The organism is Acinetobacter sp. GW821-FHT01C12 (assembly GCF_059422625.1).
The window spans coordinates 78,664-100,537 of the sequence record NZ_JBWKXD010000002.1; the positions used below are offsets into that span (position 1 = coordinate 78,664).

The 21,874-nt window shown below is 38.2% G+C and carries 22 protein-coding genes; 8 read left to right on the forward strand and 14 right to left on the reverse strand.

Annotated features, from left to right (window positions below; translation table 11 throughout):
* Positions 1-5: 5 nt before the first annotated feature.
* The 3 genes from AC07WY_RS06040 to hemE all read right to left on the reverse strand — a co-directional run bounded on the left by AC07WY_RS06040 (position 6) and on the right by hemE (position 2,521).
* The gene (locus tag AC07WY_RS06040; protein ID WP_004724626.1) at positions 6-476 is read right to left on the reverse strand and encodes a DUF3015 family protein; all 471 of its coding nucleotides are present in this window, start codon (positions 474-476) and stop codon (positions 6-8) included.
* A 143-nt stretch (positions 477-619) separates the two neighbouring features.
* Positions 620-1,426, reverse strand: a complete 807-nt coding sequence (locus AC07WY_RS06045) for a DUF817 domain-containing protein (RefSeq protein WP_262086263.1) — start codon at positions 1,424-1,426, stop codon at positions 620-622.
* Between the two features lie 21 nt (positions 1,427-1,447).
* Positions 1,448-2,521 carry a uroporphyrinogen decarboxylase gene (gene hemE / locus AC07WY_RS06050; RefSeq protein ID WP_494735959.1) on the reverse strand — a complete coding sequence of 358 codons (1,074 nt, stop codon included), beginning with the start codon at positions 2,519-2,521 and terminating at the stop codon, positions 1,448-1,450.
* 276 nt (positions 2,522-2,797) lie between these two features.
* Here hemE and AC07WY_RS06055 point away from each other — a divergent pair, with 276 nt between their 5' ends.
* Both AC07WY_RS06055 and AC07WY_RS06060 read left to right on the forward strand, forming a co-directional pair.
* Positions 2,798-4,027, forward strand: coding sequence for a L,D-transpeptidase family protein (locus AC07WY_RS06055; protein WP_494735960.1), 1,230 nt, complete (start codon positions 2,798-2,800; stop codon positions 4,025-4,027).
* 174 nt (positions 4,028-4,201) lie between these two features.
* The gene (locus AC07WY_RS06060; RefSeq protein WP_494735961.1) at positions 4,202-4,891 is read left to right on the forward strand and encodes a pirin family protein; all 690 of its coding nucleotides are present in this window, start codon (positions 4,202-4,204) and stop codon (positions 4,889-4,891) included.
* 82 nt (positions 4,892-4,973) lie between these two features.
* Here AC07WY_RS06060 and AC07WY_RS06065 read toward each other — a convergent pair whose 3' ends face one another.
* The 9 genes from AC07WY_RS06065 to AC07WY_RS06105 all read right to left on the reverse strand — a co-directional run bounded on the left by AC07WY_RS06065 (position 4,974) and on the right by AC07WY_RS06105 (position 13,672).
* Positions 4,974-5,726 (reverse strand): class II aldolase/adducin family protein, encoded by a 753-nt coding sequence (locus tag AC07WY_RS06065; RefSeq protein ID WP_034611789.1) that lies wholly within the window; start codon positions 5,724-5,726, stop codon positions 4,974-4,976.
* 326 nt (positions 5,727-6,052) lie between these two features.
* Complete coding sequence (locus AC07WY_RS06070; RefSeq protein ID WP_004724636.1) at positions 6,053-6,292, reverse strand: hypothetical protein; 240 nt, start codon at positions 6,290-6,292, stop codon at positions 6,053-6,055.
* Between the two features lie 473 nt (positions 6,293-6,765).
* Positions 6,766-8,124: a pyrimidine utilization transport protein G gene (rutG, locus tag AC07WY_RS06075; protein WP_262086265.1), complete on the reverse strand. Its 1,359-nt coding sequence runs from the start codon at positions 8,122-8,124 to the stop codon at positions 6,766-6,768.
* A 24-nt stretch (positions 8,125-8,148) separates the two neighbouring features.
* Positions 8,149-8,718 carry an NADH-dependent FMN reductase RutF gene (gene rutF, locus AC07WY_RS06080; RefSeq protein ID WP_410004161.1) on the reverse strand — a complete coding sequence of 190 codons (570 nt, stop codon included), beginning with the start codon at positions 8,716-8,718 and terminating at the stop codon, positions 8,149-8,151.
* A 91-nt stretch (positions 8,719-8,809) separates the two neighbouring features.
* On the reverse strand, positions 8,810-9,193 hold the full coding sequence (gene rutC / locus AC07WY_RS06085) for a pyrimidine utilization protein C (protein WP_262086266.1): 384 nt from the start codon (positions 9,191-9,193) through the stop codon (positions 8,810-8,812).
* 88 nt (positions 9,194-9,281) lie between these two features.
* Positions 9,282-10,058, reverse strand: a complete 777-nt coding sequence (rutB, locus tag AC07WY_RS06090; protein ID WP_262087489.1) for a pyrimidine utilization protein B — start codon at positions 10,056-10,058, stop codon at positions 9,282-9,284.
* 5 nt (positions 10,059-10,063) lie between these two features.
* The gene (rutA, locus tag AC07WY_RS06095; protein ID WP_419336674.1) at positions 10,064-11,179 is read right to left on the reverse strand and encodes a pyrimidine utilization protein A; all 1,116 of its coding nucleotides are present in this window, start codon (positions 11,177-11,179) and stop codon (positions 10,064-10,066) included.
* A 729-nt stretch (positions 11,180-11,908) separates the two neighbouring features.
* The gene (gene rutD, locus AC07WY_RS06100) at positions 11,909-12,709 is read right to left on the reverse strand and encodes a pyrimidine utilization protein D (protein ID WP_262086268.1); all 801 of its coding nucleotides are present in this window, start codon (positions 12,707-12,709) and stop codon (positions 11,909-11,911) included.
* 351 nt (positions 12,710-13,060) lie between these two features.
* Positions 13,061-13,672, reverse strand: coding sequence for a LexA family protein (locus AC07WY_RS06105; protein ID WP_262086269.1), 612 nt, complete (start codon positions 13,670-13,672; stop codon positions 13,061-13,063).
* Positions 13,673-13,949: 277 nt separating this feature from the next.
* On the opposite strand from AC07WY_RS06105, the gene AC07WY_RS06110 reads away from it, so the two are divergent.
* The 6 genes from AC07WY_RS06110 (at position 13,950) to AC07WY_RS06135 (ending at position 18,772) form a co-directional block, all read left to right on the forward strand.
* Entirely contained in the window at positions 13,950-14,183 is a 234-nt protein-coding gene (locus tag AC07WY_RS06110; protein WP_004724652.1) for a hypothetical protein, read from the forward strand.
* Positions 14,184-14,634: 451 nt separating this feature from the next.
* Positions 14,635-15,579: an ABC transporter permease gene (locus AC07WY_RS06115; RefSeq protein WP_494735962.1), complete on the forward strand. Its 945-nt coding sequence runs from the start codon at positions 14,635-14,637 to the stop codon at positions 15,577-15,579.
* Positions 15,579-16,460: an ABC transporter ATP-binding protein gene (locus AC07WY_RS06120; RefSeq protein ID WP_262086271.1), complete on the forward strand. Its 882-nt coding sequence runs from the start codon at positions 15,579-15,581 to the stop codon at positions 16,458-16,460. Before AC07WY_RS06115 ends, AC07WY_RS06120 begins: the two co-directional genes overlap by 1 nt.
* A gap of 77 nt (positions 16,461-16,537) precedes the next feature.
* On the forward strand, positions 16,538-17,542 hold the full coding sequence (locus tag AC07WY_RS06125) for an isopenicillin N synthase family dioxygenase (protein WP_494735963.1): 1,005 nt from the start codon (positions 16,538-16,540) through the stop codon (positions 17,540-17,542).
* Entirely contained in the window at positions 17,539-18,426 is an 888-nt protein-coding gene (locus AC07WY_RS06130) for a hypothetical protein (RefSeq protein ID WP_494735964.1), read from the forward strand. The genes AC07WY_RS06125 and AC07WY_RS06130 overlap by 4 nt, the downstream gene beginning before the upstream one ends.
* A 16-nt stretch (positions 18,427-18,442) precedes the next feature.
* Entirely contained in the window at positions 18,443-18,772 is a 330-nt protein-coding gene (locus AC07WY_RS06135; RefSeq protein WP_004724663.1) for a DMT family transporter, read from the forward strand.
* A gap of 259 nt (positions 18,773-19,031) precedes the next feature.
* Here the strand turns inward: AC07WY_RS06135 and AC07WY_RS06140 are convergent, their stop codons facing one another.
* Together AC07WY_RS06140 and atzF are read right to left on the reverse strand one after the other, a co-directional pair.
* Positions 19,032-20,054, reverse strand: a complete 1,023-nt coding sequence (locus AC07WY_RS06140) for an ABC transporter substrate-binding protein (protein ID WP_262086274.1) — start codon at positions 20,052-20,054, stop codon at positions 19,032-19,034.
* Positions 20,051-21,862 (reverse strand): allophanate hydrolase, encoded by a 1,812-nt coding sequence (gene atzF / locus AC07WY_RS06145; RefSeq protein ID WP_494735965.1) that lies wholly within the window; start codon positions 21,860-21,862, stop codon positions 20,051-20,053. Before atzF ends, AC07WY_RS06140 begins: the two co-directional genes overlap by 4 nt.
* Positions 21,863-21,874: the final 12 nt, after the last annotated feature.

Sequence of the window (21,874 nt, forward strand, 5' to 3'; positions counted from 1 at the left end):
CGCAATTAAACGTAAGCTTTTAACACTTCGTCTTTTGCCATCACTTGTTGTAGTGACGCTAATACTTGTAGTGAATTTTGATTTTCTGCTGAATAAATACTTGCAAAGTTTGACTTCGCCACAGCATTGAAACGTGCTTTATCTGCATCTTTAACATTTAACAATGAAGCAAGTACATTTAGGCTTTCACCTTGTCCTACAGCCATATCACGAGCAAGTGCTTCTGAGTTTTCATTGGTAAAGGTCACAACTTGCGCAGTCACTTTACCATTGCCATTACAACCTAAAGTACCAAACGTAATACCTAATAATTGGTTAGTTAAAAGACCATTGGTGGTTGCCGCTAAAATCTTAGGTATTTTTCCAGATTGACCAGCCCAAACTTGCGAGCCTAAACCACAACCCACATCTGGATCAGCCATAGCAACACTTGAACCCGCAGCCAATACAGCAGCCAAAGCGATTTTTTTTAACATATAATTCTCCAGAATTTTCATATGCATTGTTTTAATTCAACATATGTAAATTGTTATTTTCCATTGTGTGTAAGTTTGATTACACCTATTTAGATTTATCACATAAATTCAGATATGCAAATCTAAATGTGACAATTACGAAATTATTTATTGTACTTTTTTAATGACCAATCACCATTTTTATTACGATTTCCAAGAATTTTAAGCACCAAAACCAGACTCAAAAGTAACAGTAAATACCACGAACCTAGCTTGCCCCACCCCACCATATGCCATGCATCCACTTGACTTGGATACAACCAAATTTTATTAAAAGTGCTAATATTTTCAGCAACCCAAATTATAAATGCCAAAACAACCAATACTGGTAACATCGGAAGCTGAAATTCATGCTGTTGTAATTTAAAGCGAATTTTTGTTTTCCAAAAAATTACTACACTCCAAATGAACAATACATTGCGAAAATCTGGAATAAAGAATTTGCTCATAAAATTGATATATGACAATACTGCCAGACTCAACATATTGGCAAAACTAGGCAAATTTAAAAAAGAAACCTGATACAAACGTAGTGAACGTGCAAAAAAACTACCAACTGCCGAATACATAAATCCTGCAAATAAAGGCACGGTCAAAAGTTTAAAAACGGCAGGTTGCGGATATTGCCAAGAAGCAATTTGCGGGTGTGTTAAAAATATTTCCATCCCCATGGCCATGATATGAAATAAAGCAATGACTTTCGCTTCTGCCCAGGATTCTAGTTTTAAATACAATAAGCAGGCTTGAATGATCAACGCATAAAACAATAAACAGTCATAACGAAACAAACCATAAAATTCATGACTGCCCATACGTGCCGTAATGACAAATGCAATCAACAATAAAATACCAAATAAGGCAGCCGATGCTGCCTTAAATAGAAATTCATATAATGCTTTAAAATAGATCATAAATGCATTTACAACAATAAGTTAACCTAAATATTTGGCACTGTATTGGTGTACAGTGTCAATAAATGCTTTTGGTTTTTCAGGGTCAACCCATTGAGTAATACCATGACCTAAGTTGGCAATATAACCGGTTTTCTCACCATTGGCATAAGCATCATCCAACATGGCTTTGGTTGCTTTTTCAATAGAATCAGCTGAACCATACAAGGTTGCTGGATCTAAATTTCCTTGTAGCGCTGCACGCCCATTGACGGTTTGGCGCGCCACGTTTAACGGGGTTGTCCAATCTAAGCCAAATGCATCTGCACCTGTTGCAATCATTGGCTCTAACCATTGACCACCGCCTTTGGTAAATAAGATCACAGGTACTTTGCGCCCTTCATGCTCTCGTTTTAATCCTGCAACAATTTTCTGCATATATTTGAGTGAAAATTCTAGATATTCACGATGCGCTAATGCGCCACCCCAGCTATCAAAAATTTGTACAGCTTGAGCACCAGCCTCAATTTGAGCATTTAAATAGTCAATTACAGCATCGGCTAAACGATCTAATAAAGCATGTAAAACTTCAGGTTGTGCATACATCATCTGTTTGGTAAAACGGAAGTCTTTGCTTGAACCACCTTCCACCATGTAGGTTGCCAAGGTCCACGGACTACCCGAAAAACCAATTAAAGGCACTTGACCACCCAAAGCTGAACGAATGGTTGAAACCGCATTCATCACATAAGCCAGATCAGATTTGGCATTGAATTTGGGTAAATTTGCCACATCCTGTTCAGTACGAACTGTTTTATGGAATTTAGGGCCTTCACCTGTTTCAAAATAAAGCCCTAAACCTAAAGCATCGGGAACAGTCAAAATGTCTGAAAATAGAATTGCGGCATCAAGCTCATAACGGCGCAAAGGCTGTAAAGTCACTTCACAAGCAAATTCTGTATTTTTACAAAGAGAAAGAAAATCACCTGCTTTCGCACGTGTTTCACGATATTCTGGTAAATAACGCCCAGCCTGACGCATCATCCAAACCGGAGTCGTATCTACAGGCTCACGCAATAAGGCACGTAGAAAACGATCATTTTTTAAGGTCGTCATTTACTTTCCCAATCAAAAATTAAATTCGCCCCATCATAGCAAAAAGGCCTGCTACATAACCATTTCTAGAAAATTTTTCTCAATAAAGTTTTTGTTTGGTGACTTTCATTTAAATTTCGTTTGGTATACGAAAATAAAACAAAACCAGCTGACAGAGAAAATGTCTATAGAAAAAAATGATTAACACAAAACAAATACTGCAACACCTTATATTTTCTGCAATACTTACACAGATTTTTAGTCATAAATTATGAATAATTCTTAAGGTTGATCTACATGTTCGTTCGCTCAATTCTTGCTTTGAGTTTAAGCTGTTTATTAACAGGTACAGCTTTTGCTGCATCTACAGCTGAGCAACCTCTAACGCCTAAAAAAGTTGCTGCTCCCGTTGAAGATCCTATTGATCCACTTGCTATTGACAGTTCTGCTTCAAGTGTAGAAACACAGATAAGCCAGCAAGAGCAACAAGACTTAGACAAAGCTGCAAACACGTTACAAAATTTAGAAAAAACTGAGGATAAAAACTCAGGTACCGCTATTGCCCCATCGTCTCCACAGACCACGACTGCAAAAACGGCAAGCAATCCCAATGCACCGAAAGCATCATGGACTTTAGATGGGATCAACAATGCAGAATGGTATGAAAATATTGGCAAGGGTCAATTCCCTGTCTATGCTCGTGCCCATGTCATGTTAAATAATGCACATGCTTCACCTGGTGCAATTGATGGTTCAAGCGGTATGAATACGCTGAAAGCCATTGCTTCATTCCAACAAATGAATGGCATTAAACCGACGGGTGAGCTGACCAAAGAAACTTGGGATGCATTAGTGTCTCAACAAGGCAATAAACCTGCTTTTGTGGAATACACGATAACGGCTGAAGATCTAAAAGGTCCTTATGCAAAATCTATTCCGCGTGATTATGCTTTACAAGCAAAAATGCCAGGTTTGTACTACACCCGCGTCACCGAAATGTTGGGTGAAAAATTCCATATGGATGAAGAGTTCTTAAAGAAACTTAATCCTAAAGCAACATTTAACAAAGTTGGTGAAAAAATCGTTGTCACCAATATCCGTAACGAATTGCCTGAAAATATCCATTTAATTGTGGCGCATAAAGGTGCAAAACAATTGTATTTATTTAATGCGCAAAACCAAATGGTTGGCTCATTCCCTGCCACAATTGGTAGTTCTGATACGCCATCGCCAACAGGAACGTATAAAGTTACCGGTGTTGCTCGCAACCCTTGGTATAGTTACTCGCCAAGTAACTTTGTACAAGGCAAAAACTTAAAACCATTATCATTACCACCTGGTCCAAATGCCCCTGTAGGCAACATCTGGATTGGCTTGAGTAAGAAATCATTTGGTATTCATGGTACGCCAAACCCATCTGCAATTTCGAAAACAGCATCACATGGTTGTATTCGTTTGACCAACTGGGATGCCAATGACTTAGGTAAAAAAGTTAAATCGGGTGTAACGGTTAAATTCTTAGAATAATCTTATACTTGATGAAATGAAAACCAGTGTGCATACACTGGTTTTTTATTGCAAAAGCTTAAAAACCTTATCGTTCCAAAAACAAAACAATATGTTGCTATTTTGCTATTTCATCCCAATTAGTTAAATATTAATATTTACTCATGTTAAAAAATAAAGAATTGGAGACTTGAGATGAATACTTTTTTACATCACAGCGAAAACCGTGGTCACGTAAAAATGGGTTGGTTAGACACCAAACATAGTTTCTCTTTTGGTAGCTGGTACGATCCTAAATATATGGGTGTTGGTTCTTTACGTGTAATCAATGACGATACCATTGCAGCACATAAAGGTTTCGGTACTCACCCACATGACAATATGGAAATTTTGACCTGTGTACTCAAAGGTACCATTTCACACAAAGATAGTATGGGAAATGAACGTCATATCCATGCGGGTGAATGGCAATTGATGAGTGCGGGTACAGGTGTACAACACAGTGAAATCAACCAAGGTGATGAAGCCGTTCATATGCTACAAATTTGGGTGATTCCAAATGTTCAAGATGCTGAACCGAATTATCAACAAATTGAACGTGATCCTAAAAAATCACCTAATGAATGGCAATTGATTGTGGGTCCAAATGACAATGCGCCGATGCATATTCGTCAAGATGCTGAAATTAAAGCGGCATATTTGGAAAAAGGTCACACACTTGAAGTGAAAGCAACCCAAAAATTTAACTATGTACATGTGATCGAAGGTGAGATTGATATTGCGGGTCAAGTCGTTAAAGCAGGTGATGCTTATTTATTTGACGAAGATTCAACACTTACTTCACATGAAGATAGCCAATTTATTTGGTTTGATTTAAACAGCTAATCCGTATGCAATAAAAAAACCTCCGTATGTAATATATGGAGGTTTTTTATGTCGAGCTTATTGAATAAGTTAGCAGCAGTGTTTAAGCGCAATAATCTTTTTTCTGAGCTTTAATCAATGATAAAGCAGCATTCCAAGCGGCCTGAATAATCGGTTCAGCGGCATCACTTTCAAATTGCTTGACCGTATATTCACATATTTGCTTACTCGGATAATGCAGTTTTGAGCTGCTCATGGCTTTGATCTGAACTTGACAAGCCCGCTCTAAAAAATAAATTTCATGAAATGCTCTTGCAATACTATTGCCAGTGGCGAGCAAACCATGATTACGTAAAATCATGCAACGATAATTGCCTAAATCCTCAACCAAACGCTCTCGCTCTGTGGTGGAAAAAGCGATGCCCTCATATTCATGATAAGCAATATTATTATAAAATTTCAGTGCATGTTGCGACAAAGGCAATAAACCTTTTTCTTGTGCAGACACCGCAATCCCATCTGCCGTATGGGTATGAATAACACAGTGAATATCATCTTTGGCATGGTGCAAGGCAGAATGAATAACGAAGCCTGCGACATTGACCATTTTCCCTTGATCATAATCGGCCACAATATTCCCTTCATGATCAATCTTCACCAAATCTGATGCTTTCATCTGATCAAATGTCACCCCATAGCGGTTAATCAGAAAATGATCAGGCTCATGCGGGACACGTAAACTGATATGGGTATCAATCAAATCGGTCATTCTATAGTGAGCAATCAAACGATAAAGGGCTGCCAACTGACAACGTGCTTCCCATTCAGCCTTATCAATATGCTTTGGACGTTTCATCCTAAAATCCTTTTTATTGCCAATGTATAAACATCATCACTTTTAGCGAGTGTTCAACAAATTAACAAGTTTTAATTCGTGAATGGCAACTAAAGCATCAATTTTGGGGATACAGAATATAAAAAATCCAAACCAATAATTGAATATTGATTTGGATTAAAATTATTAATTATCATATTTTTTATTATTATTTATATTTATAAAATTATTATAATAAAGCTTTATCTTTTATTTGTTTTCATTAAAATAAAAAATTAAATTATTATTTATTTTAATTCTTCATTATTGTTATAAAACACCCTCATTCGTTGTTATAAAAAATAGATTTAAATACTGAGCTGATAGAGTAATTTCTTACCCTTAAAAGTTAAATCCTTAATAAAAACAATATCTCTATTATCCAAGTAAGAAATAGCATCATCAATTTCAATGTAGTCTTCATCAATCAACCATGAAATATCCAGTTCGTTTAAGTCGACCATACCGACTAAGTAAATAGCCTGATTTTTATTTTGTCGATTTTGAATGTTTTTTAAAATTTCGCGTATCTTAATCCAGTCTTTCATATTTTAAATCTCATCGTGCTTACAGATTCTATTATATTTATTGGAGAATTAAATGCTAGATAGAAAAATGCCCTATGCGACAAAATTTGTCGCATAGGGCATCACCATAAAAACCCGTAATATCTGTATAAATTTCACCCATGAATATGGATAAGAATTTCCCCAACAATCGCTTTAAAATTGCAATATTAAAGCTTGAATTCATCCCCTATATGCTGTTTTCGTACTTATAGCCAAACAAGGAAAAATCACCTCTGCTTGTAGCGCTTGTTACAAACTCACTGCTAGCGTCCCAATTTTTTGTGCATGTGATTGACCTTTGCAAAATCACGATTCCATATTTCACTCGTGTACAAAATTTTGCTCAATGAGATGTCATACGCAATCCCATTCCCCACAACCAATAAATGCCACCCTTTTCACGATAAAATCTGCTGTTTAATCATTTGAAGTCACAATCTTATCCCTTTGCCTTAAGAAGACTGCGATAAGGACTTTGCAGCATCACTTGATTCTAGCTTGATCTCATCGGGCTGTTTTTCTCCACGATTTAAAAATAGATTCAATAAAATTGCAGCCAAAGTTGCTGTACCAATTCCACCCAGATCAAATGATCCAATATGTACACTAAAATTACCGGCCCCCATGATCAAGCTGACCGCAGCAATAATTAAGCTACTGTTTTTAGTGAAATCAATTTTGTTATCAATCCAAATCTTTGCACCAGCCACTGTGATTAAACCAAACACCACAATCGAAGCACCACCTAAAAGCGCAACAGGAATAGTACTGATCACAGCTCCAAATTTAGGTGATAAGCCCAACAAAATGGCAAAGATCCCAGCAATCACAAAGACAGTGGTTGAATAAATTTTAGTGACAGCCATAACCCCAATATTTTCAGCATAGGTGGTCATGCCTGTCCCACCAACAGAAGCTGACAAACTGGTACATACACCATCGGCAAAAAAAGCACGTCCCATATAAGGTGATAAATCACGACCTGTCATCGCAGATACTGCTTTAAAGTGACCTAAATTTTCAGCGACCAGAATTATTGCCACAGGCGCAATTAACAGCATGGCATTGGCATTAAACGTCGGTGCAACAAAATGTGGTAGGCCTAACCATGCAGCATTGCTGATGACTGCAAAATCGATAGCTTTGCCAAAGCCCATTACATTGGCAAGGATAAAATATAAGACATATGCACAGACCAAACCCAACAACAATAATAAGCGACGCATCATGCCTCGGGTGAATACAGCAATCGCACTGATACACAGAATGGTTAGAATTGCCATCCAAGTATCAAATGAATTTGCTGAAACACTTTTAATGGTGACAGGTGCCAAATTTAGTCCAATGATCATCACAATTGCCCCTGTAACAATCGGTGGCATCAACTTTTCAATCCAACCCGTTCCAGTCTTCATGACAATTAAACCAATCGCTGCATACAGCAAACCACAAGCGATGGTCCCCCCCAAAGCCAAGGCAATATTCGGATTTGACCCCACACCTGCATAGCCCGTTGCAGCTGCAACAGCACCGATAAATGCAAAACTCGATCCGAGATAACTCGGCATTCTTCCACCCGTTATCAAGAAGAATAAAATCGTGCCGATACCCGTGATAAATATAGTTAAATTGGGATCAAAGCCCATCAGCAAAGGCGCGAGAACTGTTGCACCAAACATTGCAAAAGCATGTTGTAAGCCCAAAACGATACTTTTTCCGACAGGTAAATATTCATCAATTTGCACAGGGGTTTGATCTAAATTTCCTGTGTATGGTTTAAATGATGTAAACCATGGTTCTTTTGTCGCCATTTTCTAAGTCCCCATATTGAGAGATCAACATACATTTTGAGGTTCACAGTAACTGCGTTTGAAATATAGAAGTGCATTTAAACTTGGGTTGTGACGAATTGCTTTGACCTGACAAAACAATACATCGTGGCTGCCGACCACTTGACTGGATACCACTTCACAGTCAAATGAAATTAGGGCGTTATCTAATACGGGAGAACCCGTCACCAGCTCACTCCATTCAGCTTGCGCAAACCTCTGTTGCATCGGTGTTTTGCCACCAAAGAGATTTGATAATTCGGCTTGATTTGAACCCAATGTATTGACACATAAAACTTTATTTTCAGAAAAAATGCGATATACCGAAGCAGCCCGATTGAGACATACCAATAAGGTTGGAGGTGAATCCGTTACACTACACACTGCGGATGCGGTAAAACCTGCCTGCCCTGCATCGCCTTTGGTGGTGATCACATTGACCGCAGCACCTAGGTTAGACATACCTTGTCTAAAGATAGCTTGATCGATTTCTAAATGGACATTGGCTTCACACGGCGTGTTAAACTCAATTATTTCACCAGTAAGTGCACTTTCCTGTTTGATCATTTGCATCATGACGCTCCCACCTCAATGCGCAAATGTTCATCGAGGTTAAAATTCTTTTTGAAAAAAATGATTAAAACGCTTAGGCAAATCTAGACATGCTCTATCCCACATGTGCTACAGATGCAATTTCTACTAAGGCTTCAGGTTTAACCAGTCCGACCTGTACACAATATCGAGCGGGTTTATCATTGGGAAAATATTCAGCATAGACCCCATTTACTGCAGCATAATCCGCCCAATCTTTGACGAATATTGAGTTAAAGGTAATATCATCCATTGTCCCACCTGCAGTTTCGATGATGCTTTTAATGGTTTCTAAAATATGCCGGGTTTGCCCTGCGGCATCACCGACATAGACCACATCATTATTTTCATCAAAAGCCAACGTACCTGAGACATAAACAATATTGTCTGCTTTGGTTGCTGGCACATAAGGTGCAAGGGGCTTAGCCGTACCTGCTGGGATCACAACTTGTTTCGACATTTTGAATTCCTTTATTTTTCCTGAAAGCATCTTCGCCATAGACTTCAGTACTAGAGATGGCACAAGACACTTAACCTGTTGAAAACCATTAAGCCGATTGACTGAAAGTCACAGAATTTGGCTGTGCCTGTTGAGTATTAAATGTCTTTATAAATGACGCTGTGTCAGACACCCATCCAAAAAAAGTTCGAATGTTATATAAGGCTGCCTCTTGCGCTGCTGGAGGACCCGCTTGATAACATGCATCTTTAAGCGCCACACCAAAGTATTCCAAGAAAAAACCATCTCTGAGGGTTGATTCCACACAAACATTGGTGGCGATCCCAACGAAAACTAAATTTCGGATCCCACGAGCACGTAAAATGCTGTCCAGTGCTGTATTAAAAAAACCGCTATAACGTGGTTTCTCGATCACAATGTCTTGAGCTTGAGGCCTTAACTCATCAATTAATGCAAAATCCCACCCCCCTTTTGCCAATAACTTGCCTTGTAAGTCAGGATTTTTACGCATGGTTTTTAAGGCATTGGATTTATGAAAGTTAGGAGAACCTAGGCCACCTGCTTCTACATATTGCTCATCCCATCCGTTTTGAAAATAGATCACTTGGATGCCCGCGGTATGTGCTGCATCAATGCTTTTTTTAATATTGGCGACCACAGGTTGAGTGGCTGAAACATCAAAACCAGCCAAATCTAAATAACCACCGATTGAGGTATAAGCATTTTGCATATCAATCACGATAAGCGCCGTTTGTTCTGGTGCAAGCTGAATTGATTCTGGTTCTGCTTTTAAGACTCTACCTGTTCCTGCATGTGCGGTAAAATCTGTACAGACCAGATGTTCTACAGCTTTAGCGTCATTCATCATAGTCATGCGCTTTTCTCCAAAACGGGTTGAGCTGGTTTTTGATAGCTTGCAACAACCTCTTTCCGGCAACTCATCAACGGTTGAATACGTTGTCCAAAATCCTCAACTCCTTGTATAAAATCATCAAAAGTTAAAAGAATCCCTTCTGTACCTTGAATTGTAGAAATTTCATCCAGCATCTTGGCTACATTTTCATAAGAACCAACGATTGTTCCCATGTTGATATTGACGGGTGAAACACTTGAAGCCATTTGACGAATATTGGTATCTGTACCCGATGTTTGATCTTTGCCGCCTTGGTTCATTAACCAATTAATCGCCTCTAAATCTGCGCCTTGGTTGTAGTTCTCCCATTTCTCCATGGCATGTTGATCTGTCTCTGCGGCAATCACCATAAACAGCACATAGGTTTGTACATCTCTTCCTGTTTGGTCGGTATGTGCTTTTAAACGGTCATTAATTTCAGCGTAGGCAGTTGGTGTATTTAACCCTTTGCCAAAGACAAAATTATAATCTGCATATTTTGCAGAGAACGCTAAGCCCGCATCAGACTGGCCTGCACAAATAATTTTCATATCAGCTTGTGGCTTAGGCTTTACTTGGCAATTCTCCATTTGGAAAAACTCACCTTTAAAATCAGATGTTCCTGTTGCCCAAAGTTCACGTAAAATTTCCACATATTCAGATAAATAATCATAACGTTTAGAGAAATAATCATTCCCTGGCCATAGCCCCATCTGAGTATATTCTGGTGGTTGCCAACCCGTCACAACATTTAACCCAAAACGTCCATTTGAAATTGAATCAATCGTAGATGCCATACGTGCCACGATGGCTGGTGGCATCACCAAAGTCGCAGCTGTCGCAAAAATTTTAATTTTGCTGGTGACTGCAGCTAAACCCGCCATTAATGTAAAAGTTTCTAAGTTATAATCCCAAAATTCAGTTTTACCACCGAAACCACGCAATTTAATCATCGACAATGCAAAGTCAAAACCATAATGTTCCGCACGTTGTACAATCTGTTTATTTAACTCAAATGTTGGCTTATATTGCGGTGCATTTTCTGAAAGCAACCAGCCATTATTTCCAATCGGACAAAACACACCAATTTTCATAGCTAAACCTCACTGGACAAAAAATATTCTAAAAAAGTCTGATTAAAAATTTAAAACTTCACTCAACTTATAATTATCAATAATGCATACTGCATGCCACTAAATTTAATATATTGTTTTTATTATTAAAATTTTAATAATTATTTTTTATTTTACCTTTTGGTAAAATTTATGATTTTCTTAAGCAAAAAAAATAAACTAAAATAGTGCATAAATGCATCATTTTAGATCATTAAAAATTCTATAATCAGATTTAAATAAAAATAAAAAACCGCATAAAAATGCGGTTAGATAGCATAACAATTGGAGTTTAATAAACCCGTATTTTAATAAAACAAACAACCCAATAAAAATCAAAATTTAAACCGAAATTAAAACGATAACAAAATCAATATTTATAATATTTTATAAGCACCCTCAACAGCTAATCGAAGCAATCTTACATATATTTTTTATGACCATCATAGCCAATATTAATAATCCTATTAGCAGCTATCATAGTTTTTCCTAACTTTCATTTTCTAAAGAAAGCGCTGGCTTTCAGCCTACTTTGGCCTCAGATATCGTCAAAAAATAAATCGTACAGTACAACAATTGGCAGAAGTAGCTCCATTTTTAGATCAACATAAATCTACTGAACTTGTTCAGCGCTGATTGCTTTATCTCACCAGCCATTGTGGGTTATGACTGCTAAGTACAATTGTTCTAAATCCATATTTTGGTTGTGGTTTATAGCACCTCTTCTACTAAATTTTGAATTAAAACCTGATTGACTGTCTTACTCTCTGTTACAGAGGATGCATGTGCTCCTGTTTCCAACAGTGTTAATACACCATGTCCCAATGCTTTTTTAAGATCTATACTCTTTTGATAAGGCACTAAAAAATCATCTTTGTTGGCAATATAATACACATCAGTTTTTGCCAAAGCTGCGACATGTTCGGGTAAAATTTTAAAACTCATCAATGCATTCAAACGTACCAATACATTGTTGATGGGTGGAAAATCATCAAATCCAGAATTTTCAATCTCCTGAATTTTTTGGATATGTTTTGAAATATATGCAGGGGGATATAGAAATAAAGCTTGTACCCGTATATAGGCTTCAGCACCTACATTTTCTAACAAAGTAATACGTGCCTGAAAACACTTTTGTGTATGTGGATCAAGCGCATCCCAAGCATTAATAAAAGTAAGACTGGTTAATGATATATCTGTATTTTGAACCAAGACCGCCAATTCTGCCCCGATGACCGCGCCCAAAGCATGTCCAATAAAATGACATCGTTTGATCTGTTGTTGTTGCAGAATATCTAGAATTTGTTTGGCCATATTTTTGATTGAGTATGATGTTGGCAATGCATCAGAATCTGCATGACAACCTTCCTGATCATAAACAAGTACTTGAAAATATTGAGTTAACGTTTCAATTTGTGGCTGCCAAAATGAGGCGTGCCCACCTAAACCTGAAGATAAAACGACAATCTCAGCATCTTGCTGAGTAACACAAGGAAAAATTCGATAGCTCATTGTATTACCATTCTATTAATTTGTTGATTTAATAACAGCAAAAAATATGCCGAATACTTGTTATGTTTAGGTTGGTTTTTTTAAGGCTTTTGATGACGAATGTAAACGATAGGATTTTTATCCGACCATTACACAAAAACATAACAGCAGCATATTTTTGACATAAAACTAAAAAGACGCTTGATAAAATGAATCTTTTATTCAAAATAATTCGATATCATAAACATAGACCTACCCATTAAAATTTGGATATTGGATTAAATCTCTTAAATGTATCTTAAAAAAAAAGCAACATGAATGTTGCTTTAAAATAGCAAAGACATTCAGTCTTATCCGAATTGATTGTTTCAATCAACGCATCCGCTTTAAGTTATAAGTTACAACGCCCCAGATTTCAAATTCTTGCCCTTCTTCAATATAAATATTTTTAAATTCCGGATTCTCAGCCTTTAACCAAACTTTCGGTGGATCAAACTGCTTATCAATCATCAAGCGCTTCACAGTAAAATCATTATCAATACGGGCAATGACAATATCGCCAGATTTCGCAGAAATGCTACGATCTACAATCAAGGGGTCTTCAATATCTATGCCAACATCCAACATCGAAAGCGAATTTGCTTTAACAATAAAGGTAGAACTCTCATTTCGAATTAAATATTCATTCATATCCAATGATTGTTCTATGCTATCTTGAACAGAAAATGGCACGCCAGCAGCGACTCGTTCTGTCGCAAGCGGAATCTGATAAATCTTATCATTCTTAGGCTGAATGGTCTGGATATTTATGCTAGAGCTTAAATCACTGAGCTGGCCGTTTTTGAAATTTTTCAGTAACCAGTTTTTGATAAAATCTACTTGTGACTCTGGGACACGGATGACTTTGGTCGGCTCACTAAACTGTGCCTTACGCCCAGCATTGGCTCTCGCACCTCCGTGTTCAAATTCTACTTTCTTAGACATTATTTATCCTATATGCTTCATAAAAGCCTGTAAAATCAATATAGCTTGAAAAAGTTACAAATTCAAGTTGACGGCAAGTTTTTTTTGAATAACAATAACTCTATCGATCAGTTTTGATACATCTATTTGAACAAGGACGACAAAGATAATCAATATACTTATCATAAATCAATAATTTAGAATACAGACATCTTGTTAATTTATTGATATTTTTGAATAAGTTCTCTGATCCCACTTAAGCACTTAATTGATTGATTTTCTATGTGGAGACATAAAAATGGCGACTCAACGTGATGCAATTCTTGGTTATGCAGACGAACAACATGCTTACTATATTCGTTTGATTGAAGACAATAATGTGTTAGGCAGCCAGTATGGTTTATTTTGTGAAAATACCAATAGCGATATCGCTGAAAGTATCATGACCACATTATTTTTAAAGAAATCATTTTGGCTCAATGGTTCTGAATTTAGTGATATTGTTAAAGGTTTAGAACCTCTTCCACTTTAAGCGGATGCCAACCTGATAAAATTGGATCTGCTTAAATATTCAACTGAAGTTTATGATTTGATATGTATTTCGTGATTAAAATGTCGTTGTATTCCCCTCAATACAACGACGATTTAATTTTCAATTGATCATGCTGTCGATTGCATTTAGATGTTTGTCTTAAGCACTGAACTTTTGAATCAACCGCTTTCCGTCCATAATCTCTTGTTTGATTATTTCTTTTTCGTTATTCCTACTTTATCCATTTCTTAATTATCTTGCCCTTTTATTGAGTCTCTACTGAGCGCTTTATCAGTCACTTATAAAGATCATTGATCACCTCGTATTCGCGAACTGCTGAAATACTCAGATCAATCCAATCTCTCCTGTTTATTCATGGCACTTATTTTGCTTAATAAATATTACGTTTTTCAATAATCGTAATACTCAAGCTAAAATGAGGGCGGTAAATATGGGTTATGTCGCAAAGGAAATTGGTCAAAAGAACAAGCTATTACTGAGCTTGTGTTCTTTTCTGATCCCTATTTTGCTCTGGTGTTCGGTCAGTTATTTACCTTTTATTTGGCACCCTCAAGTGCAAATTACAAATTCTGGTAGTGTCTCGTATTTTCAAGTTGGCAGCCGTGTTGAAAAAAGTGTGTTCTATAGTGAGGCACAAAATGCGGTCGATCACCATTCTGCACCACCACAAGGTATTTTAGTTAATCCCATTTACTTACCTGCTCCACATGAAGTGGCTAAAGCCTTGGTCACTGCATTTACCACACCACCAGAACAACCAGATACTCCATGGTTTCATCAAAGCTTATGGCACAGTATTAAAATCGTTTTTTCTGCTTTTTTAATCTCTTCAATTTTTGGTATTCCGCTGGGGATCCTCTGTGGTTTCTCACAAAAAATATCGCTACTTACAGAACCTTTTGTTGAGTTTTTCCGTTATTTACCTGCACCTGCATTCGGTGCGCTTGCTGTTGCCATTCTCGGTATCAATGATGCACCGAAGATTGCGATTATTGTAATTGGAACGCTATTTCAACAAATCCTAATTATTGCCAATACAACCCGTATGGTCGATAAAGGCTTAATCGAAGCGGGCTATACCCTTGGAACCAATAAGCTTAAAAGCCTATTCAATGTGGTGATTCCTGCGGCTTTTCCAGATATTTACCGTGATTTACGTGTCTTGTTGGGTTGGGCGTGGACCTATTTGATTGTCTCTGAATTGATTGGTACGACTTCGGGTATTACATGGTTTATTACCCAACAAGCACGCTATCAAAACTTTGACAATGTCTATGCTGCGATCTTGATTATCGGGGTGATTGGACTGGTTTGTGATGTGTTATTAATGAAATTGGGCGAGCGTATGTTCGCCTGGAAAGCAGGGGTAAAATAATGAATGACTCAACTTTTAATTCAGCTGAATATTTTCAAAAAATTTATGCACGCCCTGTCATCTTAGAGGCCAAACAACTCAGCCAAGTATTTAAACATGGTAAAACTGAACGAACCGTTTTAAATCAATTGGATCTTAAAATCCATAAGCGTGAATTTATTTGTGTGATCGGTCCATCAGGTTGCGGAAAATCAACCTTAAGCCGAGTGATTGCAGGTTTAGATCCATACCATAGTGGTGAGATCTTGGTCGATGGCGAAGCTATTACAGGCCCAAGCCCTGAACGTGGCATGGTATTTCAGGGCTATACCCTATTTCCTTGGAAAACGGTTAAAGAAAACGTCATGTTCGGCCCAAGAATGAAAGGTGCCAGCCAAATGACTGCGGAAGCCCATGCACGGGAATGGATCAATATTATTGGCTTAGACAAATACGAAAACCAATATCCACATCAACTTTCAGGTGGAATGAAACAGCGCGTTGCTATTGCACGAGCTTTGGTTAATGAACCTAAAATCTTATTGATGGATGAACCTTTTGGTGCGCTTGACCCGCATACCCGCCAGAAGATGCAAAAGCACTTAATGGATTTATGGCAAAACATTGATATCACCATTATTTTTGTTACGCATGATATGGATGAAGCCATCTTATTGGCAGACCGTATTGTCGCGTTAAAAGCCAATCCCGGTGAAATTAAAGAAATTATTGAAGTAGATTTACCACGCCCACGTTCATTAGATCTTATGACAACGCCCGCTTTTCAACATTTAAGAGCGCGAGTGGATCAGTTGGTCCATGCTCAGGAAGATGAGCTTGATCCATCACTACAAGATTTACCCAAAATACCGCGAATGACCCAAGTCAGTACAGATAAATAAGCAAACAGATTTTTAGGGCATTTGGGACGACCCAAATCGCTGAATTCTTTGTTGGACGGCCAACCTTGGTGATATTCATGTCAAACACATATGTTTTACCGCTGGTGGACATTTCTTTACTCTCCAGTCCTGAGCTTCAAGATCGACTCACGGTCGCACACGCTTTAGATCAGGCATGTAAAGATGTTGGTTTCTTATATTTAACGGGAAAACAATTTATCCCTGAATTATTTCAAAAGCTTTATCACACTGCCCAGCAATACTTTGCCCAAGATACTGCCATTAAGATGCAAAATTATATTGGCTTATCAGAAAATCATAGTGGTTATGTGCCGATCGGTGAAGAACGCTTTGTTGAAACAAGTTATGATCTCAAAGAAGCCTATGATGTCAATTATGATCACCAGAGCCACGCAGATCGTCGCCCCTTGATTGGCCCAACACAGTGGCCTGATGACCCGATATTTAAGCAACAAGTCTCTGCCTATTATCAGCATATTAAAGCCGTTGGGCATGAAATTTTCCAAAGTTTTGCACTAGCACTTGGTCTAGATGAGCATTATTTTGATGCACATATTTCCAAAGCTCCCAGCCAACTTCGCCTAATTCATTATCCTTACCATCCTGAAATTCAGGATAAACAAGGTATCGGTGCGCATACCGATTATGAATGTTTTACTTTGCTATTACCCACAGCGCCCGGATTACAAGTGCTTGATAAAACGGGGCAATGGATCGATATTCCCTTGCTTGAAAATACATTGGTTATGAATATTGGCGATATGATGGAAATTTTATCCAATGGTCGATATTTAGCAACCAAACATCGTGTTAAAAAAGTGGCTGAAGAACGCTATTCATTCCCGTTTTTCTTCTCTTGTGATTATGACTATGTAATTCAGCCTTTAATCAAAGATCAGCCTGCACAATATGCGCCTTTAAAAGGTGGTGAACATCTTTTTAATCAAACCGCACAAACCTTTCAATATCTCAAAGAAAAAGTGGCACGGGGCGAAATTCAACTTGAAAATGCCCGGCCGCTTTATTCATTTGGTTTAAGCCAAAATGAGGAGTCGAAATGAACTTATTAGACCTCTGTATGCAACTTAAACCAACAGATGATTCAACCTGCTTATTGCCCCAATATTTATTGGGTGCTTTTCGCCGTAAGAGCATTACCTTTGCCAATGGTTTAACCGATGAAAACACCCTCGTCTATTGGTTTCAATCCAAGACATTTACCATTGATTTACGCTTAAAAGACTCTCAATCAACACCCGTTTTAGAACGACAAGGTTGGGTTGGCGATACCCTTTGGGATGCTCAAAATCAATTGCTTTCATGGCGTCTCAGCAGTAATTATCAAAATCATGTGCAATGGCCCGAACCCGCCAAATTGTATTCGATTGGCAATGCCATACTCGAGTTTTCACCGAGCCATGCTTATGTTGAGGATTGGCGTCAACAAGCGACGCGTGGCATTTATCTTGGCTTACGTTTATTTAAAATTGAAAATACTGAGTTAAATACCAGTTATCCTGCGGATGGCGGCTTGATCCTTTGTGATCATTTTATTGCCTTTGCCAAGTCTCGACATCCCGATATACAACAGGTTTTTAAATCTGCTGAGACGTTAACAGACGCTATTTCAAAGCAACAGATCAGTCTAGAAGCTATCCAAGACTATGAAGTTTCGATCAGTTTTGATCAACAGATCATTGATCTTAGTACCGTCACCAACAAAGTTGGAAGCAAGATTGATCTTGAAAATTTCCAACAGCTTGATCACAACACGCTGGTACAACAGCGAATTATCGATGGTGAACTTTGCCGTTTATATTTCACACTCGATGTATTTCACCCAGATTTTTGTTTTACAACACTGACGGGCGCTTCAACTGCTAGCAAAAGTTGGTTTGATCATGAAGAAAATCACCTTTTCCATCATGCAAAAATAGCCTTATAAGGAATATTTTCAAGCAATGTCTTTTTTATATCTAATCATTGCCATTGTGGCAGAAGTCATCGCGACTTCTGCCATGAAAGCCTCAGATGGTTTTAGTCAGTTGTCTGCATCGATCATCACCGTGATCGGATATGCGGTTGCCATTTATTTTTTATCACTGACCATGAAAACGATTCCTGTTGGTATTACTTATGCGCTTTGGTCGGGTGCAGGTATTATTTTAGTGTCTTTAGTCGGCTTTTTTTACTACAAACAACACTTAGATTTAGCTGCAATCATCGGTTTGGTATTTATGATTATTGGAATTTTAATTATTCATCTTTTTTCAAAAAGCACAGAAATATAATCAATAGATAATCCTCTTTTCATGTGATTGAAGTGATGACCTTGTTAATTAATTTAAACTAACTTGCTAATTTCTTTATCAAATCTACTGAAGTGAAAATTTTAAGATTTGTTTAGTTTCTAATGCGGCTCTAGCATTCAAATCTGTTCAAAGTTTGTGACTAATCTCTATGCTCTATATAAAACTTTTGCAGCTAAAATAAAATAGCCCAAGACATGCTTAGGCTATTTTTCAAACTACCCGACTCTTTTAAAAACCGTTATTTCAACTCTTGTAACAATGTTGGATAAATCAGACCATCAACATTTTGTTCGGTTTTATAAATCCCATTTTCCACATTAAATTTATTGACGTGATACGACGAGCCATAGATCGAATCAAAGCCATTGCCTTTACTAAAGACTTTTTGATTGGCTTCTAAATCAAGCAAATGGGTACCATTCACCATTGTTTCGTATTGTTTTGGATCAACCCCAGAACGAATTGCCATAATTTTTACAGCATCTGCATGTGTCGCAGGATCATTGATGTATTTCACCGTCTTGTCCCACACTTGAAGGATCTTTTTCCATTCATCTTTATGTGCAGTTAAATGACTCATATTAACGGTCAGGGTGTCATAAATTAAACCGGGTTTATCCTTCGAGGTATAAATGATTTTTGATCCTGCAACCGCTTTCAATGCTTGACTGGCTACAGGTTGCCATACCGCAATCGCTGAAACATCGGGGCTGGATAGGACTTGCGGTAATTGATTGGTCGCAGAATTGACCAATTTGATTTCATTGATTGGGATTTTTTGATCTGACATTGCTGTTGCAAGGAGCAAGTGATCAACTAGACCTTTTTCAACGCCAACAGATTTACCTTTTAAATCCTGAATACTATTGATCCCATCTTTGGCAATAATCACATCATTGCCCGCAGAATAGTCCGTCGCCATAATCATCATGCCTTGGGTACCACCTGACGCCGTCACCAAGTTATCACCATTGGTGACAAATACTGCATCTAATTGATTGGCTGAAAAGGCTGAAAGTGATGCTGAATAATCAAACCATTTAAACTCAACATTGAGACCAGCTTCTTTTAGCCAGCCTTTTTCAATCGCAACCTGCCATGCCACAAAACCGGGCCAATCACTATAGCCAATGGTGATTGGTTTCGCATTTGCTGAAGCTTGAGTAGCTTCTTTCGCTTCTGGAATTTTTGCTGTGTTGTCACAACCAGCGAACAACATCGCAGACAATAGTGATACTGATAATAAAGATTTATGAATCATACAGAAACTCCCCCTGTTTTTTCGCCTTTAAATTGTGTATTGGTTTGATTTAGCGACTGTATATATGCACGCCATCCCCAAAAACGACTGATATCTATAGCGTCATTGATTGCATAGCCCTCGCAGATAAAACCTTTAACCCAACTGCCATCTTCTAGTTGTAAATTACCAATTCCCAACGGCGCTGGAACCTCTGCAACGATTGCCCCAAAATTTGCCAATGGAATATCCCAAACCTCAACTTCAATAGACGTTCCTGTTGCATCAGATTGCAGACCGGGTTTTGCTGGACTGGTATTTTTTAAAGCAAATAATTTGTAATTTTTAGCGGTATAGGTTTTCTTTAATAAAGTCCCTTGGCGTTTAGTGAGCTGAAAATTAAGTGGCATCGCTGTTAAATGTGCGCCCACAACCGCTAACTTGACTGAATTTTTTGAAGTAATCTCAAGCATTTTTTGATAATGCTGCTGAGATTTCCCCAATGTAAGCGCAATCAGTGCTTGCCATTTTTGGGCAAAATTTGCCAAAGCTTGATCGTGCCAAGCAGGCGCGATAAAGGTCACTCCGCTGGGTAAACCATCTGCGCGAATTGTATTGGGCAATGCTATTGCAGCTAAATCGGCAAAATTAACAAAGTTGGTATAAGCCCCCATGTGTGAGTTCTTTATGATGGGGTCAGCTTCAACATCAGCAATAGAATAAATCGTGGGTGAGGTCGGTACCATCAATGCATCATAGCCTTGTAAAGCCAAATTAATTTTTCGAGCCAATACAGCGCGTTTATATTCAGCTTGAAGTGCATCAGTGGCGCTAAAGTTATCTGCTTGGGCAATGATTTCAGCGATAACAGGATGTGCTTGTTCACGTGTTACCACTTTTTCAACCGCTACAGTTCGTTCAGCAACCCAAGCCTCGTTATAGAGTGCTTTGGCAAGTGCATTGAAATCAGTAAAGTCAATGCTTTCAACTTCATAGCCGAGTGATCGAATTCTTTCTACAGCGATTGCGAAAGCTTTTTCAGTTTCGCTATCGCCATAAAACTCAAGCTGTGCGGGTATGGCAATTTTCCCTTTAGAAAACTGAGTCGGAACATTGGCGGGGTGATTGCGTGAATATTCATCTGTTTCATCATAGCCTTGCATAACACTGGCAACCGTCCAAGCATCGTCACTGCTCAAAGCAAAGATAGAAATTACATCAATTGTTCTACAAGCAGGCATTAAGCCTGTGGTTGAAAACCAGCCTTTGGTCGGTTTAAGACCAACAATATTGTTATGCCCTGCTGGCACGCGACCCGAACCTGCTGTATCAGTCCCTAAGCTAAAGGGCACAGTACCATTTGCAACCGTAACCGATGAACCAGAGCTTGAACCACCGCTGATATATTCTGGATTAAAGCTATTTTTGACCGCGCCATAAGGTGAACGTACCCCGACCAATCCCGTTGCAAACTGGTCAAGGTTGGTTTTTCCAATTACCACAGCACCAGCTTTTTTTAACTTGGCAATCACCACTGCATCTATTGTTGCTAAATATTCAACGTCTTTACACGCGGCGGTGGTATGGAACCCTGCGACATCAATATTGTCTTTAACAGCAAATGGCACACCGTATAAAGGTAAATCAGCTATATCTTGCTGTTTTAACGCTTCGATTTGTGCCTGAATTTGCGTGGCAGATGCGATTTCAATCCAAGCATGATCGTCATTGTGAATGGTTTTAACATAATCGATTAAACCCTCAATCTTGATTTGCTGACTGGTATATGCCTTTTGCCAGTCTTGGATCGTCCATAAGTCTTGCATCACTCTACTCCCGAT

What these genes read in the sequence shown, in the direction of transcription:
- hemE (WP_494735959.1), bottom strand. Translation starts at nt 2,521, where the DNA reads ATGACGACCTTAAAAAATGATCGTTTTCTACGTGCCTTATTGCGTGAG.
- AC07WY_RS06055 (WP_494735960.1), top strand. Translation starts at nt 2,798, where the DNA reads ATGTTCGTTCGCTCAATTCTTGCTTTGAGTTTAAGCTGTTTATTAACA.
- AC07WY_RS06105 (WP_262086269.1), bottom strand. Translation starts at nt 13,672, where the DNA reads ATGTCTAAGAAAGTAGAATTTGAACACGGAGGTGCGAGAGCCAATGCT.
- rutA (WP_419336674.1), bottom strand. Translation starts at nt 11,179, where the DNA reads ATGAAAATTGGTGTGTTTTGTCCGATTGGAAATAATGGCTGGTTGCTT.
- AC07WY_RS06040 (WP_004724626.1), bottom strand. Translation starts at nt 476, where the DNA reads ATGTTAAAAAAAATCGCTTTGGCTGCTGTATTGGCTGCGGGTTCAAGT.
- AC07WY_RS06140 (WP_262086274.1), bottom strand. Translation starts at nt 20,054, where the DNA reads ATGATTCATAAATCTTTATTATCAGTATCACTATTGTCTGCGATGTTG.
- rutC (WP_262086266.1), bottom strand. Translation starts at nt 9,193, where the DNA reads ATGTCGAAACAAGTTGTGATCCCAGCAGGTACGGCTAAGCCCCTTGCA.
- rutB (WP_262087489.1), bottom strand. Translation starts at nt 10,058, where the DNA reads ATGAATGACGCTAAAGCTGTAGAACATCTGGTCTGTACAGATTTTACC.
- AC07WY_RS06135 (WP_004724663.1), top strand. Translation starts at nt 18,443, where the DNA reads ATGTCTTTTTTATATCTAATCATTGCCATTGTGGCAGAAGTCATCGCG.
- rutG (WP_262086265.1), bottom strand. Translation starts at nt 8,124, where the DNA reads ATGGCGACAAAAGAACCATGGTTTACATCATTTAAACCATACACAGGA.
- AC07WY_RS06065 (WP_034611789.1), bottom strand. Translation starts at nt 5,726, where the DNA reads ATGAAACGTCCAAAGCATATTGATAAGGCTGAATGGGAAGCACGTTGT.
- AC07WY_RS06070 (WP_004724636.1), bottom strand. Translation starts at nt 6,292, where the DNA reads ATGAAAGACTGGATTAAGATACGCGAAATTTTAAAAAACATTCAAAAT.
- AC07WY_RS06125 (WP_494735963.1), top strand. Translation starts at nt 16,538, where the DNA reads ATGTCAAACACATATGTTTTACCGCTGGTGGACATTTCTTTACTCTCC.
- rutD (WP_262086268.1), bottom strand. Translation starts at nt 12,709, where the DNA reads ATGAGCTATCGAATTTTTCCTTGTGTTACTCAGCAAGATGCTGAGATT.
- AC07WY_RS06110 (WP_004724652.1), top strand. Translation starts at nt 13,950, where the DNA reads ATGGCGACTCAACGTGATGCAATTCTTGGTTATGCAGACGAACAACAT.
- AC07WY_RS06045 (WP_262086263.1), bottom strand. Translation starts at nt 1,426, where the DNA reads ATGATCTATTTTAAAGCATTATATGAATTTCTATTTAAGGCAGCATCG.
- AC07WY_RS06130 (WP_494735964.1), top strand. Translation starts at nt 17,539, where the DNA reads ATGAACTTATTAGACCTCTGTATGCAACTTAAACCAACAGATGATTCA.
- AC07WY_RS06115 (WP_494735962.1), top strand. Translation starts at nt 14,635, where the DNA reads ATGGGTTATGTCGCAAAGGAAATTGGTCAAAAGAACAAGCTATTACTG.
- rutF (WP_410004161.1), bottom strand. Translation starts at nt 8,718, where the DNA reads ATGATGCAAATGATCAAACAGGAAAGTGCACTTACTGGTGAAATAATT.
- AC07WY_RS06120 (WP_262086271.1), top strand. Translation starts at nt 15,579, where the DNA reads ATGAATGACTCAACTTTTAATTCAGCTGAATATTTTCAAAAAATTTAT.
- AC07WY_RS06060 (WP_494735961.1), top strand. Translation starts at nt 4,202, where the DNA reads ATGAATACTTTTTTACATCACAGCGAAAACCGTGGTCACGTAAAAATG.